The sequence below is a fragment of the Pseudomonas sp. FYR_5 genome, assembly GCF_043106315.1.
GTDB lineage: Bacteria > Pseudomonadota > Gammaproteobacteria > Pseudomonadales > Pseudomonadaceae > Aquipseudomonas > Aquipseudomonas putida_Y.
Genome location: NZ_JBICMK010000085.1, coordinates 22,315 through 36,781, shown reverse-complemented (window position 1 = coordinate 36,781; position 14,467 = coordinate 22,315). Strand labels below are relative to the sequence as shown.

General features: G+C 60.1%; 13 protein-coding genes. 5 read left to right on the top strand and 8 right to left on the bottom strand.

The genetic code is table 11. The features are described from left to right. Positions 1–7 precede the first annotated feature (7 nt). Positions 8–1,150 (bottom strand): NAD(P)/FAD-dependent oxidoreductase, encoded by a 1,143-nt coding sequence (locus ACF8RA_RS14560; RefSeq protein ID WP_392488716.1) that lies wholly within the window; start codon positions 1,148–1,150, stop codon positions 8–10. A gap of 114 nt (positions 1,151–1,264) precedes the next feature. On the opposite strand from ACF8RA_RS14560, the gene ACF8RA_RS14555 reads away from it, so the two are divergent. Both ACF8RA_RS14555 and ACF8RA_RS14550 read left to right on the top strand, forming a co-directional pair. Continuing rightward, positions 1,265–1,858 (top strand): helix-turn-helix domain-containing protein, encoded by a 594-nt coding sequence (locus ACF8RA_RS14555; protein ID WP_176683968.1) that lies wholly within the window; start codon positions 1,265–1,267, stop codon positions 1,856–1,858. A 123-nt stretch (positions 1,859–1,981) separates the two neighbouring features. Continuing rightward, entirely contained in the window at positions 1,982–2,767 is a 786-nt protein-coding gene (locus tag ACF8RA_RS14550) for a sulfite exporter TauE/SafE family protein (protein ID WP_176683969.1), read from the top strand. A gap of 3 nt (positions 2,768–2,770) precedes the next feature. Here the strand turns inward: ACF8RA_RS14550 and ACF8RA_RS14545 are convergent, their stop codons facing one another. The 4 genes from ACF8RA_RS14545 to ACF8RA_RS14530 all read right to left on the bottom strand — a co-directional run bounded on the left by ACF8RA_RS14545 (position 2,771) and on the right by ACF8RA_RS14530 (position 7,521). Then, positions 2,771–3,310 (bottom strand): histidine phosphatase family protein, encoded by a 540-nt coding sequence (locus ACF8RA_RS14545; RefSeq protein WP_392460392.1) that lies wholly within the window; start codon positions 3,308–3,310, stop codon positions 2,771–2,773. A gap of 126 nt (positions 3,311–3,436) precedes the next feature. Further along, a complete protein-coding gene (locus ACF8RA_RS14540) occupies positions 3,437–5,671 on the bottom strand; it encodes a TonB-dependent siderophore receptor (protein ID WP_392460393.1) in 2,235 nt (744 codons plus the stop codon). Between the two features lie 450 nt (positions 5,672–6,121). Further along, positions 6,122–6,820 (bottom strand): type 1 glutamine amidotransferase domain-containing protein, encoded by a 699-nt coding sequence (locus ACF8RA_RS14535; RefSeq protein WP_176683972.1) that lies wholly within the window; start codon positions 6,818–6,820, stop codon positions 6,122–6,124. Between the two features lie 77 nt (positions 6,821–6,897). Further along, the gene (locus ACF8RA_RS14530) at positions 6,898–7,521 is read right to left on the bottom strand and encodes a TetR/AcrR family transcriptional regulator (RefSeq protein ID WP_176683973.1); all 624 of its coding nucleotides are present in this window, start codon (positions 7,519–7,521) and stop codon (positions 6,898–6,900) included. Positions 7,522–7,623: 102 nt separating this feature from the next. On the opposite strand from ACF8RA_RS14530, the gene ACF8RA_RS14525 reads away from it, so the two are divergent. Both ACF8RA_RS14525 and ACF8RA_RS14520 read left to right on the top strand, forming a co-directional pair. Further along, positions 7,624–9,060, top strand: coding sequence for a coniferyl aldehyde dehydrogenase (locus ACF8RA_RS14525; protein WP_392519288.1), 1,437 nt, complete (start codon positions 7,624–7,626; stop codon positions 9,058–9,060). A gap of 265 nt (positions 9,061–9,325) precedes the next feature. Further along, the gene (locus ACF8RA_RS14520; protein ID WP_392519313.1) at positions 9,326–10,228 is read left to right on the top strand and encodes an acetoacetate decarboxylase (ADC); all 903 of its coding nucleotides are present in this window, start codon (positions 9,326–9,328) and stop codon (positions 10,226–10,228) included. 61 nt (positions 10,229–10,289) lie between these two features. Here the strand turns inward: ACF8RA_RS14520 and ACF8RA_RS14515 are convergent, their stop codons facing one another. After that, positions 10,290–10,730 carry a MerR family transcriptional regulator gene (locus ACF8RA_RS14515; protein WP_021785530.1) on the bottom strand — a complete coding sequence of 147 codons (441 nt, stop codon included), beginning with the start codon at positions 10,728–10,730 and terminating at the stop codon, positions 10,290–10,292. Positions 10,731–11,044: 314 nt separating this feature from the next. Between ACF8RA_RS14515 and ACF8RA_RS14510 the strand changes: the two genes are divergently transcribed. Then, positions 11,045–11,977: an NAD-dependent epimerase/dehydratase family protein gene (locus ACF8RA_RS14510; protein ID WP_021785531.1), complete on the top strand. Its 933-nt coding sequence runs from the start codon at positions 11,045–11,047 to the stop codon at positions 11,975–11,977. 176 nt (positions 11,978–12,153) lie between these two features. Here ACF8RA_RS14510 and ACF8RA_RS14505 read toward each other — a convergent pair whose 3' ends face one another. Both ACF8RA_RS14505 and ACF8RA_RS14500 read right to left on the bottom strand, forming a co-directional pair. Then, positions 12,154–13,092, bottom strand: a complete 939-nt coding sequence (locus tag ACF8RA_RS14505) for a 2-hydroxyacid dehydrogenase (protein WP_392519286.1) — start codon at positions 13,090–13,092, stop codon at positions 12,154–12,156. After that, entirely contained in the window at positions 13,089–14,456 is a 1,368-nt protein-coding gene (locus ACF8RA_RS14500) for an MFS transporter (RefSeq protein ID WP_209964835.1), read from the bottom strand. The genes ACF8RA_RS14505 and ACF8RA_RS14500 overlap by 4 nt, the downstream gene beginning before the upstream one ends. Positions 14,457–14,467 lie beyond the last annotated feature (11 nt).

Below are 14,467 nucleotides of genomic sequence, written 5' to 3'. Positions count from 1 at the left end.
GCTCCTTTCAGGGTTGCTGGAAACGGGCCGGGGACAGGCGCTCGGGCGCCACTCCCTGGCTGACAAGGTCGGGACACAAGGGCTGGCCCAGCAGCAGGTCGGCGGCCAGGCGCGAGGCGCCCGCTGCCGACTGGATGCCATAGCCTCCCTGGGCCGCCAGCCAGAAAAACGCGGGGACATGCGCATCGAAACCGATCACCAGGTCGCCATCGGCAACGAACGAACGCAGCCCGGCCCAGGTGTGGCTGGGTCGGCGGATCGCCAGGGTGGTCATGGCTTCAATGTTGTAGATACCCAAGGCCACGTCCAACTCCTCGGGCGCGGCATCCTGTGGTTCAACCGGGTCGGCATTGGCTGGCGACCCCAACAGTTGGCCGGCATCCGGCTTGAAGTAGAAGCTTTCATCGACGCCAATCACCGCAGGCCAGCCGGTAAAGTCCTGTTCCGCCGGGCCGGGGAAGGTGAAGGCGCTACGGCGGCACGGTTGCAAGCCGATGCGCGCCACCCCGCACTGCTCGGCCACACGGTCCGCCCAGGCCCCTGCAGCATTGACCAGGCGGCGGGCCTGCAGCCGGCTGCCATCGGCCAACTCCACCTGCCACACGCCGTCCAGGTATCTGGCCTGGATGAGCTCGGCGTTACAGCGCAGTTCACCGCCAGCAGTGCGATAACCACGCAAGAAGCCTTGGTGCAAGGCATGTACATCAAGGTCCATCGCACCCGGCTCAAGCACCGCGCCGGCCAGGGCTTCGCCACGCAAGCTGGGTACCTGTGCCAAGGCCGCGTCCCGGTCAAGCAGGCTGACTTCTGTGCCATTGACCAGGTTCTGCGCGTAAGTTTGCTCAAGCAGTTCACGCTGCTCCAGGCCGGCCACATACAGACAGCCTCGCGGCTCCAGCAGCGGGTGCTCGCAGAAGCCCTGCGGTGGCGCTTCGTAGAAGGCCCGGCTGGCGCGGGTCAGCGCCTGGATCTGTGGGGTGCCGTAAGCCTCCATGAACATGGCCGCCGAACGCCCAGTGGAGTGGTAGCCAGGCTGCGATTCACGCTCGAGCAACAGCACACGCTGCTGGCCGGCCACGGCCAGGCGATAGCCCAGTGAGGCGCCGGCAATGCCAGCACCGATGATCAGGGTGTCGTAGGTCGGGGTCATGCACGTTCCTGCCAGACAATTATCATTTATGAGAATTCTAATATATGAGAATTTAGAAATGCGCAAGTGTCCAAGGTAAGATGCCCGACCAACGCCGCATGCCGAGATCCCTGAATGCCCTCAGCTCTACCCCAGCTTGACCGTGCAGTAGTGGGCCAGCGCCTGCGCCAGGTGCGCAAGGCGCGCCAGATGACCCTCAAGCAATTGTCCGAGGCCAGTGGCGTGCCGCTGTCCACGTTGTCGAAGATGGAACTGGCGCAGGTGTCGGTCAGCTATGAAAAACTCGCCGCTGCTGCGCGGGCGCTGAATGTCGATATTGCCCAGCTGTTTCGCGCCAGTGGAACGGTCAGTGCGCCTGTGCCGGTGACGGTGGTGGTCGATTCACTGCCAGCGGCGGCGGGCTATTCGACCGGCACCTATGACTACTACCCGATTGCCGGGGACTTCCCCGGGCGGCGCATGACACCGGCCTATGCCCGCATCATTGCCCGCGAGCGCGGCCAGTTCGACGATTTTATCCGCCACCCCGGGCAAGAGTTCGCTCTGGTGCTGAGCGGACGCGTGCGCATCGAGTTCGAGACCGGAGAAGCGGTAAGCATCGGACCGCAGGAGACGGCGTATTTCGACAGCCAGGTGGGGCACATCTACCTGTCGGAAAGCGATGACGGTGGCGATGCCCATGTCATGGTGGTGATGACCGATCGTTGATCGGGTGCGCCTGCCAGGCATGCGCGGTTATAACCTAATAACGAACAAGTCTATTTGGCTATAAAAAAATCTATATGCTGACTGGCATCCGATAACGGGCAAAGTTGGGCAGTCGAGTAGCGTATGGATGTAGGTTCTTTCGGTTTCACCATTGCTGGCCTGTTCGTGGGCTTCATCGTCGGTATGACCGGCGTCGGTGGCGGCTCGCTGATGACCCCGATCCTGTTATGGTTCGGCATCCACCCAGCGACCGCTGTCGGCACCGACCTGCTGTATGCAGCCATCACCAAGGCCAGTGGCGTCTGGGTCCACGCACGCAACAAGAACATCGACTGGAAGATCACCGGCCTGCTCAGCATGGGCAGCGTGCCCGCAGCGGCGCTGACCCTGTGGTTCCTCAGCACCCTGCACGCCGACACCTCGGCGCTCAACGCCATCATCAAGCAAGGCCTGGCGGTGGTGCTGATCCTGACCGCGCTGGCCATCCTGTTCAAATCGCGCCTGCAGGCCTTCGCCAGCCGCCATGCCGGTGATCACTACCACCTCAGCGACCGCAGCCTGAACACCCTCACAGTGCTGACCGGCGTTGTGCTTGGGGTAATGGTCACCCTCACCTCCATCGGGGCCGGCGCCCTGGGTACGGTGGCGCTGTTCCTGCTGTACCCGTTCCTGGTCACCCGTCGCCTGGTCGGTACCGAAATTGCCCACGCCGTGCCACTGACCTTGGTCGCAGGCCTGGGCCACGCCGGCATGGGCAACATGGATTGGTCGCTGCTGGGCTACTTGCTGCTGGGCTCGCTGCCAGGCATCTATCTGGGTAGCCACCTCACCGGGCGAATCTCCGACCGCGTGCTGCGCCCTTGCCTGGCAGCCATGCTGCTGCTGATCGGTTACAAGCTGGCGTTCTGAGCCTTAGCCCAGGCGCAACCGCCACTGCCCGGTAAAGCTCAGTTCCAGGCGTGACAAGGGCAGCACGTCGATACGCTGCCCGGCACTCATCGGACACCCGAGCACCTCTACCAGCATGGCGCGTATGACCATCGGGTGAGTCACCGCCAGCCAGTCACCCGGCCTGTCGAAGGCCGCCAGCCAGGCGGCCAGGCGCTGGCATAGCGCAGCGAACGACTCGCCACCATGCACGGCACTGGCCGGATCCTGCAGCCATTCTGCCAACGCCTGCGGTTGCTCGGCTTGCAGCTGCTTCAGCGACAAACCCTGCCAACGCCCGAGGTCACAATCGGCCAATCCCGGCTCGATCTGTACCGCCCCCGTTAACCACGCCGCCGTCTCGCAGGCCCGCCGCTCTGGCGCACTCAGCAACTGCGCACCTGAACGGTCGGCGCCTGACTCTTGCTCTAGCGGCAGGATGCCATCGTCAGAATGGTGCAGGCGCCCGGTCTTCTGGGCCTGGGTCAGGGCATGGCAGATCAGGGTCAGGCGGACGGCTTTCACCAGGCATTTCTCGCAGCGGGCTGGGGTGCATGGTTTAGCACGATGCGGGGCTTTTGGCTGCAACAATGACGTCTGCCATCCGCGACCTGATTTACCGGCGATTGGGCCGCATGGCGGCCCATGGGATCAGAAGCTGATATTCAGCGCAGCAAACACCGCCCTGCCCGGCTGGTTATACGTGTTTGCCCCCGAGCTGCTGGCATTGCCGCCACGCAGGATCTGCTTGTCGAACACGTTGTTCACACCTACACGCACATCGTAATTGGCATTGAACCTGTACCCGGCGCTCACGTCCACCAGGCCATAGGCCTCGACGTCCTGCTGGGCGGTCTTGTCGTAGTCCTGCTGGGTGCGGTAGTTGTAGGTCGGTGATTTCTGCTTGCCGAAGTAGGTACCTGCCAGCTGGAATGACAGCTGCTCGGTGGCGCGCCAGTCGAGGCTGGTGTTGACGGTGTATTCCGGGATCACCGAGAGCGGCTCACCCGTTTCACGATTATCGTTGTCGAGCATCCAGGTCAGGTTGGTGTTCCAGTCCAGGGTCGGAGTCAACTCGATGAAGAAGTTGCCTTCGACACCTTCCACCCGCGCTTTGCCGGCGTTGTCCCACTGCGTCACGCGGCTGCCGGTACCGATGGTGTAAAGCACATCGGTATCACCGATGATCTTGTTCTTGTAGTCGTTGCGGAAGTAGGTGGCACTGGTGCGCCAGGTGCCACGGTCGTACAACAGGCCGATTTCCTTGTTGACGCTGATCTCTGGCTTGAGGTCGGCGTTGCCCTGCAGGTAGCAGCCACCGTTGTTGGTCTGTTGCACACTGCAGCCGTTACCGCGGCTGTACAGCAGGTAGTTGGGGTTGGACTGGTACAGGTTCGGAACCTTGTAGGCACGGGCGATGCCGCCTTTTACCGACAGCGCTTCGGTCAGCTTGTGCGACAGGTTCAGGCTGGGGCTGAAGTTGTCACCGAAGGTTTCGTGGTGGTCGAAACGCAGGCCCGGCGTAAGGGTGGTGTCGCCAACGATGATGTTGTCTTCGACAAACAGCGCATAGCTGCGTGCGGTCATCTTCGAGCTGCTGCGATCGAAGCCGACAAGGCCGTCATTGTTGGTGGGGTCGGAGCTTTGCGGGCGCAACGAACCTTGGTCGTTGAGGGCTTCGTACAGGTACTCGCCACCCACGGTAAGCACATGTTCTGTGCTGCCCATGGCGAACGGCAGGTTCACTTCACTGCTCAGACGTGTGTTGCGCAAACGTGACATGGCCCCACCTTCGTCGTTGGGGGCACCTTCGGTGCGGCCTGCCAAGCCCTCGTTCAGGCGCCAGTTGCGCACGTACTCGTAGGCCAGCGTGGTCTTGCTGGTACCCCAGGTGAAATCACCGAGGTGGGTCAGGTCGTAAGTACTGCGCTGCATCACGTTGGTTTCGTGGCCGTAGAGGCTGGAGACGAAGTCGACGTCGCCGCCGCCGTTGCTGTTCATGGTATCACCGGCAAAAATGTTGCCCTGACGGCTGTAGCCGGCACTGGCTTCCAGGCGGTGCTCGTCGTTCAGTTTCCAGCTCAGCAGGCCGTTGATGTCCTTGTTGCGCACCCCCTCCCGCCCCGCTACCAGGGCGCTGGTGGCATGCCCGGCGTTGATGTCCAGATCGTCGGCGTCAGTCTTGGCCAGGCCACCGTACAGGCGGAAACCCAGGTTATCGGTCAGGCCGCCACCGAGGTTGAAGTTGGCTCGGCGGCTGGCGCCTTCTGCGCTGTCTTCGGGCAGCTGCGTGTACAGGCTGACGCTGCCTTTCAACTCGTCGGAAGGGCGCTTGGTGATGATGTTGACCACCCCGCCCATGGCGCCGGAGCCGTAGCGTGCGGCGGCCGGGCCACGCAAGATCTCGATGCGCTCGACCGCTTCGGCCGGCACCCAGTTGGTTTCACCCCGAGTATCACGGTCACCGTTCCAGCCATAGCGCACGGCGTTGCGCGCGCTGGATGGCTTGCCGTCGATGAGGATCAGCGTGTTTTCCGGGCCCATGCCGCGCAGGTCGATCTGGCGGTTGTTTCCGCGTGCGCCACTGGCACTGTTGCCGGTCAGGTTAACCCCGGGCTCGCGGCGGATGATGTCGGAAAGGTCATTGGCCGGCGGGTGGCGTTTGATGTCTTCGGCGGTGATGATCGACGTGCCCAGGGCCTGTCGCGCCTCGCGCTCGGCGGTGATCAGGGTGTCCTGGATCACCAGTGCGTTGTCGGCGACGGGCACTTCCAGTACCTCACCCGCACGTCGCTCCTCGGACTCTGCCGCGGTCGCCAGCATGGACGGCGACGCAAGCGCGACGAACGCCAGGGCCAGGCTGTTGGGTGAAGTTCTGCACTGCATGGGTACATCTCCTGCGATTCATGAGCGAAAAGGCACATCCCTGTCGGAAACCGGGAGCCCTCGCCCACCGGCCCCGCACACTCAGTCTGGCGGCCAACAGGGTTGGTAAATATAGAGAATCACAAATGCGAGTAAATCTTATTTACGAAGTTTACATGTTTGTAACTGAACTTTGCTGAACCGTGATCTTTAGCATCGCGAGGCTTACCCGCCCCGCTGTGAGAGCAACTGTCTTGCTCAACATCTGAAAGGCGTGCGCGGTCGCCGGCAAGGAGCGGGTTTACCCGCATGGGGTGGCGGCGACAACAGTGAACGGCTGGTGGAAATTGCCGGCAGGCCTGGCCCTTTCGCGGGTGAACCCGCTCCTACAACGGCCTGTGCCGAATCACCGAAGTGTCAGCCGTACCACTCTATGGCGAAGACGTCGCGCCTCTCGTTAAGCGAGGGATCTCACGCAGCCTTCCGCTGGAGCAGTGCAGCTACCTGCTCGGCAGTTGCTTTGGCAGATTGTGGGTTCTGGCCTGTCACCAAGCGGCCATCGACAACCACATGGGAAGTGAATGGCAAGAGTGCTTTCTCGTAGCGCGCCCCACGGCGCTTCATTTCTTGCTCGGCATTGTATGGGACCTTGCTCGCAACGCCCGCCAGCACTTCTTCGATCCAGGCATAGCCCGTCAGACGACGCCCCTCTACCAGGAGACGGCCATCAGACAGCCGAGTATTGAGCAGCCCGCAATACCCATGGCAAACCGAAGAAACGACGCCACCCTGCTCGTAGATCTCGCGGGTCAGCCGCTGCAAACCCTCGTCTTCAGGGAAGTCCCACATCACCGCATGGCCACCGGTGAAATAGATGGCGTCGAAGTCTGATGACACTAACGCTTGCGGACTTGAGGTGTTGCCAAGACGTGCCATTGCCGCCGGGTCGTTCAACCAGGCTTTGGCCGTGCCATCGAGCAATGGCCACTTGAGCGAACGCGGCTCGAGTGGGGATTTTCCACCCTGCGGGCTCACCAAGTGCTGTTCGTAACCTCTGCCAGCGAACACATGCCAGGCATGCGTCAGCTCACTCAACCACAACCCCGTGGGATGACTTGGGTCGCTGTAATGGGCAACGTTGGTAACGACGTGCAGGATGCGTTTGGTCATGCCTGAGTACCTGATCCTAGGTGGTTGGGCCAAGCATCGCCTTCATACGGGCGAGCAGTTCTCTGTAGAGTCGCAGGTCATCGAGTCGTCTGATCACTGACCAAACCGTCAAGCAAGGTCGTCAAGGCATCCTCGATGGCATGGTCGCCGACCTTCGCCGGCACCAACCGGCTATCGATCGAAAGCAGGGTCAACCCGTGAAGGTGCGCCCAGCTTGCGGTAGCCTGTCCCAAGGCAGAACGGGCGCGAATAGTACCCTCCTCCTGACCCCGCTCCAGCACCTCGATCACCAGGGAGAACGGTGCCTGGGCCCGGGGGTCGACATGGATCTGCGCGGGGTCTCCCGCCTGTGTCGAAAACATCAACCGGTACAAATCCGGATTCTCCTCGCCAAACGCCAGGTAGGCGTAGGCCATCGCCCGCAAGCGCTCTGGTGCTGACATCGCGGGCCCCATCGCGTCTTGCATCGCCGCATTCAATCGCTCGAAGCCCAGTAGCGCCAACTCGTGGAGCAGCGCCCCCTTGTCCGGAAAATGCCGATATGGAGCCGAGTGGCTCACTTCGGCTCGCCGGGCTATTTCGCGCAGGGTGAATTGCCAGCCTCGCTGTTCTTTCAGGGTGGCCAAAGCAGTGTCGATGATGGTGCGACGCAAATCGCCATGGTGGTAGGGCTTTGCTTCGCAAATTTCATCGGATGACATACGGCTGCTCCCCTCATGTTGACAGTGAACACATTGTCTTCCTATGATCGGCGGAAATCAAGTTTACAGTGTCTACATCGCAATGACCTTGAGAGGTGCAAGATGACTGTCGCCGCAACATCCATCCCAGATATCGACGCCGCAACCATGCTGGAACAGCAGCGGAGTGCGTTTCTCAATGACGGGCCACCCAGCGTTGAGCGACGCAAAACCAACCTGATCAAGTTGCGCGCGGCGGTGCTTGCCCATCGCCGCGACGTGGAAGAAGCGATCAGCGCCGATTTCGGCAACCGCTCAAGGCATGAGACAGACATCATGGAACTGCTTGGCGTGGTCCAGTCCATCGATTACTTGTTGCGGCACCTACGCCGCTTCATGAAACCCGAGCGTCGTCATGTCGCGGCGTTTCACCGCACTGGCCGCGCGCATGTGGAGTACCAGCCCAAAGGCGTTATCGGCGTCATGGCGCCGTGGAACTACCCAATAGCGTTGACCTTCATCCCCCTGGCCACCGCACTGGCGGCTGGCAATCGGGTGATGATCAAGCCCTCCGAACTGACGCCACGTACCAGTGAGCTGATTCAGCGCATTCTGGCGGGCAGTTTTACCGTCGAAGAGGTGGCGGTGATACTCGGCGGCCCTGAGATAGGCGCAAGCTTCAGCGCTTTACCCTTCGACCACCTGTTGTTCACCGGCAGTACCCAGGTTGGCCGGATGGTGATGCGGGCGGCGAGTGACAACCTTGTGCCGCTGACCCTTGAACTGGGCGGCAAAAGCCCTGTGGTCGTGGCCCCTGGGCATGCCGGACGCAACACCCTCGACAGCATCGTCTTCGGCAAACTGGCCAACGCCGGCCAGACCTGCGTGGCACCGGACTACGCGCTGGTCCATGAGGATGACCTGGATGAGTTCATCTCCCAGTACCGCGCGGCTGTCGCCCGTAGTTATCCGCAAGGCCCGACCAGCCCGGACTACACCTCCATCGTCAGCGACAGGCACTACACGCGGTTGCAGTCGCTGGTCGAAGACGCCCGTACCAGGGGCGCCAAGGTGATCGAGACTGGTGTGACACCAGAGCGCGCGGCAGAGCGACCGCGGACACTGGCTCCGGTGCTGATCGTGGGGGCTGGTGACGATGCACTGGTCATGCGCGAAGAAATCTTCGGGCCTTTGCTACCGGTGCGTACCTACCGCTCCCTCGACGAAGCGATCGGCCATATAAATGCCAGGCCACGTCCGCTAGCGCTCTACTACTTCGGCAATGTGGGGGCCGACAGCGAAGCGCTGCTCAGGTGCACCACCTCCGGCAACGTCGGCATCAACAACACCCTGATGCACGTCGCGGTGGACGACCTGCCGTTCGGCGGCGTGGGTCCCAGTGGCATGGGGGCTTACCACGGTATCGAAGGTTTTCGCTCGATGAGTCATGCCAAGGGCGTGTTCGTGCAAGGTCGTTGGAACTTGCCAAGGCTGCTCCGGGCACCTTTCGGAAAACTGGCTGATTTAGCCCTCGCCTACACCTTGCGCCCCCGGCCATGACAGCAGGTCCAGTGGCGGATAAAGCCCACCAACAGCGCCTTGACATTAAAGTTAAGTTTAAAGTTAAGGTGCGTGTGTAAGGTCCACCTAGTTCGGCGCCAAGCGAGATGCCTGGTCGCATTCATCAATGCGTGATGCAATTCACCGGAGAGACTGAAAAGTGAAACTCGGAACCGTCGCCGCAGTGGCAGGTGCACTCCTGACACCCATTAGCAACGCCACCCTGGCGGACACGACCGGCATCCCCAAGCATGCCGAAACCGCGATGATAGAGATCGCAGGCCACCAGGTCCCCGTCGTCAAAGGCGGTTTGTACGACCGATACCGCTCCAACCCTCCCCTGTCGGTGATCCAGGCCGAAGCGCCAGGCATGGACCTCCGTTGGTTCAAAGGCCTGGAAAAGACCAAGGTCGATATGGGCTTCGAGTCGTACTCGCCCAACTTCTACTACAAGAACAGCCGGTTTACAGCCGTTTACACCGCAGACCTCGATCGCCTGCGCGAGCTGATGCCTGCCGAAGTACTCAAGCAGGTTCAACCCCTGCAGGTATGGCCAGGCCGCGGCCTGGTAGCGTTCACGGCTTACACCTACGATTATTGCGACAACGACAGCTACAACGAAATTGCCTTGTCGATCATCACCAACAAACCAGGCAAGTCCAATCTCGGGCCATTCAGCTTGATCGGACAATCCATGTCCAAGGACTTCTGGGGCTACGTGCTCAAATTGCCGGTAAATACCGAGCTTGCCCGTGTCCGTGGCGTAGTGGGCTACAACCTGCCGAAATGGCTGACAGAGATCAACCGCCGAGAGGACGCCGCGACCGTGTCCTATGACATCGTCGACGCGCAGACTGGCAACATTGACGTCGTCTTTAAGGCAAGAAAGCTCGAGGACGTATCCAGTGAAGCCGGCCTGGTGACTAACAGCTTCACCAACCTCGATCACGCTGGACAGCTGAGTTATGGCTATGCGACGTCTCGGCAGACCCGTCATGGATCGAGCATGAGCGCTGACTCGGCTCACCTGGTGCTCGGCGACGGTAGCCTGTCGACCTACATCCGTTCTTTGAAGTTGGGCAAGATGGTGAAATACGAATACGTGCCTGAATTCCAGAGCGCCCTCTATGCTCCGAAGCCGCTGGCAGCACTGAATAGCGGTGACTGAACGCTGTATCAGCGCCGGCCCCTGAGCCGGCGCCCTGCTCCGCATCAGACGCTGGCATGCTTCACTTGGCAGGTGAAGCGCCCACCTTGTTCAAAGCGATGTCTTCGCGCAGACGGCCAAGCACCCGTTGGGTGTTGTCTACGCACGGCATGCCGTCTGGCTTGCTTTCAATGCCGTCGATCACCATCAGCAACTGCTCCTTGTTGCGAGCCAAGCGTTGCTGCAGCACCTCGATCTCCTCGACCTTGCGCTTCAACCCGGAAAGTAGCTCGTCATGACGCCAACCTTGCGAACTCATCGGCAACAGGTGCCGGATTTCTTCCAGGGTAAACCCTGCTGCCTGTGCGCTGGTGATCATCTCCAGTATCCAGACGGCATCATCTGAATAGTCGCGGTAGCCATTGGCCTTTCGCTCAACTGATTGAATCAGCCCACTTGCCTCGTAGAAACGGATGCGCGAAGCGGCAAGACCCGTGATTTTCGCAAGCGCTCCAATCCTCATACCACACCTTCACAGAAGTTCTGACCTTAAAGCTCACTTTAACCCCCCGGGCACCCGAGAGCCAACTTCGATTACGAATCTCCAATCGTGGGCCTGATCAAATCGGCCCAACCCGCCATCCCGCGCCTACTCTTACGATAAGGACTTGACCTTAAAGTTTACTTTAAGCCTAAGGTAAATACCTGGGCTACATGGACTTTGCTGTACCGCGCCCAAGGGCGGCAGCCACAGCGTCGCGCCCGGCATACGTAAACGGGCCATCATCATCGCAGTTAGTAGAGAGAAACCTTCTACCGAGGTTTCCAGGAGACCAAATGCAAACCGTTTTAGGCGCAACTGGCCAGATAGCCATAGAGCTGGCACGGGAACTGAACCGGACATTTACCGAAGATATCAGGCTGGTCAGCCGTAATCCGCGCAAAGTCAGCGACTCTGACACGCTGATTGCGGCGGACCTGCTAGACGCCAGCCAGGCGGCCAAGGCCGTAAAGGGTAGCAGCATCGTTTATTTCACGGCCGGACTTCCGCCAGATACACAGCTTTGGGAAACGCAATTCCCAGTGATGCTGCGAAACGCGCTTGATGCGGCTCGCGCATCCGATGCCAGCTTCGTCTATTTCGACAACACGTATATGTACCCGCAGGATGATCGTCTGCTGACGGAGGACACGCCCTTCGAACCGGTCGGTCGTAAAGGGCAGGTTCGTGCGCGAATGGCATCGATGGTGTTGCAGGAGATGGCGCGAGGCGACATTCCTGTGGTCATAGGGCGAGCTCCAGAGTTCTATGGGCCCGGCAAAACGCAGAGCATCACCAATACCCTGGTCCTCGACAACATGAAGGCCGGCAAGACGCCACGCGTCCCTGTGCGAGACGATACTCAGCGAACACTCATCTGGACGCCGGATGCAAGCCGGGCACTGGCAGCGCTGGGGAACACGCCAGATGCGTTCGGGCAAACCTGGCACCTGCCCTGTGACGATGAGCGGCTGACCTACAAACAACTTGTCACGCTGGCTTCTCAGATCTCTGGCAAGGACGCTACTTATAAAATTCTAGGCAAATTGACCCTGACAGCTGTAGGCCTGATATCCAAGCAAGTTCGTGAGCTGCGGGAGCTGCTGCCACGGTACGAGCACGACAACCTGTTCGATTCTTCGAAGTACAAGCAGCGTTTTCCCGATTTCAAAGTCACGACTTACCATCAAGGGCTCACTCAGATCTTCAATGTGTCTGGTAGCTGCTGAGACGGCTCCATAGCGAGGGTTGAAGTCGATGACGCATTGGAGATGGCGGAGCAAACAGAGGTCTCAAAATATATAGCGACGGTCGAGGTATGACCGTCACTATACGACCCAAACTGGACATCGATTTGAACAAGCAGTCATGTTCAATGGCCCAAGCTTGCCGTATTGCCTTTCCTTCAAAGTGTACTTCGACAAATCGCAGTAACGACGTAGTCCCCCATAGCCTTCCTAGCCTGCAGCGTAGCGCTGCCTATGTGCGGCTGAAGCACTACGTTATCCAGGTCAAACAAGCTGGTGGGCACCTGCGGTTCATTTGCGAACACGTCCAAGGCCGCCCCTGCAAGTCGCCCATCCTGCAATCGAGCAACCAGCTCCGCTTCGTCGATCACGCTTCCCCGCGCCACGTTTACAATCATCCCTTTCGCGCCAAGCGCTTCCAGCACTGGCGCATTGACCAGGCGTGACGTCGCACTTCCTCCTGCGGCAGCGAGGATAAGAATGTCGCTGTCCGCGGCCAGGCTGCAAGCGTCGGGGTAATAGGTGTAACTGCAGCCCTGCAGTTCATTGCGATTGTGATACGCCAGCTTGGCTCCGAACGGTAATAGGCGACTGGCAATCGCTTGGCCGATACGGCCGAGACCTATGATGCCGACGCGCAGCCCTCGCAACGTGGTGCCTAGCAATGGGAATGCGGCCTCGCGCCACAGGCCCGCCCGAACGAAGCGGTCAGCCACGCAAACCTGGCGCAGCAAGCTCAAGAGCAAAGCTACTGCTTGGTCCGCCACGGCATCCGTGAGGATATCGACTGTCGTTTCGACCTGAATGCCGCGGGCTTTCGCCTGGCCCAGATCAATGCAATCAACGCCCACACCGTTGACAGCGATCAATGACAGGTTGACCAGTGCGCGCATGACTGGGGTTGGCGCCCCCACTACTCCGTTGGTCACCAGCGCACGGAAACGTTCCGGCCGGTCGGCTAGAACAGCCGCCAAGGCATGCGAATCAAAAGCGCGTACCAAGTCGAACTGCCTGGCGAGCTGACTTTCGTGCTCGTCGAGCAACGGCGCCAACATCAGCAGGGCATGCCGCGGGCTTGCCCGGTGATTGATGTTCATGCTGCCTCCAGGTTCAACTGCGCGCGGGGCTGCGAGTCAGGCCGCTTCAACATCGCGGCGGGGATCGCCATGATCAATGCTCCACTGATGAACAGGCACAGGCCCAAGACATAAGTGCCGTTGTTGATGTCGCCGGTGAGGTTCTCCGCCACTGCTGTAATCATCGAACCGGTGAAACCGGACAGGTTGCCGAACGCGTTGATCATGCCAATGCCTGCCGCCGCTGCGACACCTGAGAGCACCGTGCCCGGCAACGTCCAGAAGATAGGCATCAGGCTAAGCACCCCGGATGCCGCCACGGTCAGGAACACGATTGAAAGGACAACGTTGTGTGCAAAAACAGCACTCAGGATCAACCCGCAGCCACCGATGAACGCCGGGATCGCGGCATGCAGCCGACGCTCTCCAGTGCGGTTGGAATGGCGCGCGTTGAGGAACATGGCGATCACCGCAACGCCATAGGGGATGGCGGTCAGCAAGCCGATTTCCAGGGTGCTGGTCACTCCCGCGCTCTTGATGATCGAGGGCATCCAGAAGGCCAGGCCATAAAAACCTGTGTTGAACGTGAGCAGGATGAATACGAGCAACCAAACACGTGGGCTGAAGAAGACATCTTTGAGGCGTGAAACCTTGCCGTACTCCTCTTGCTTCAAGTTGGCTTTGAGCAGTTCCTTTTCCTGCTGGGACAACCAAGCCGCCTTGTCGATGTTGTCGCACAAGCAGCAATAAACGATGGCCGCCATGATCACCGACGGTACACCCTCGACCAGCAGCATCCACTGCCAACCCGCCATACCGTGCCAGCCATCCATGCTGGTCATGAGCCAACCAGACAAAATGCCACCCAGCGTCAGGCTGACAGGCATTGCCATCAGGAAACCAGACATCACCCGGCTTTGCCGATGGGTCGGGAACCAGTAGTTGAGGTAAAGAATCACTCCAGGGAAGAAGCCTGCCTCACAGATCCCGAGCAGGAAGCGCAGCACGTAAAACATGGTACTGGACTCGACATGGAAGAACGCGGCAAGTGGCTGGGTAAATGCGACAGCCATGGAGATGATGGCCCAGCTCAGCATGATGCGGGCGATCCAGAACCGCGCGCCGTATCGATGCAGCAACAAGTTGCTCGGTACTTCAAACAGAAAGTAACCCCAGAAGAAAACGCTCGCGCCCAAGGCATAGACCGTATTACTGAACTGCAGATCCTCCAGCATGCTCAGTTTCGCGAAGCCGATGTTCACCCGGTCGAGATAGGCCGCCATGTAACACAGCAACAGGACAGGCAGGATTCGTATGATTACCTTGCGATAGGTGCGATCTTCGAAAGCCTGATCGCGCATGGGGTCGACAACTTGATGAGCCATAACCAACCTCT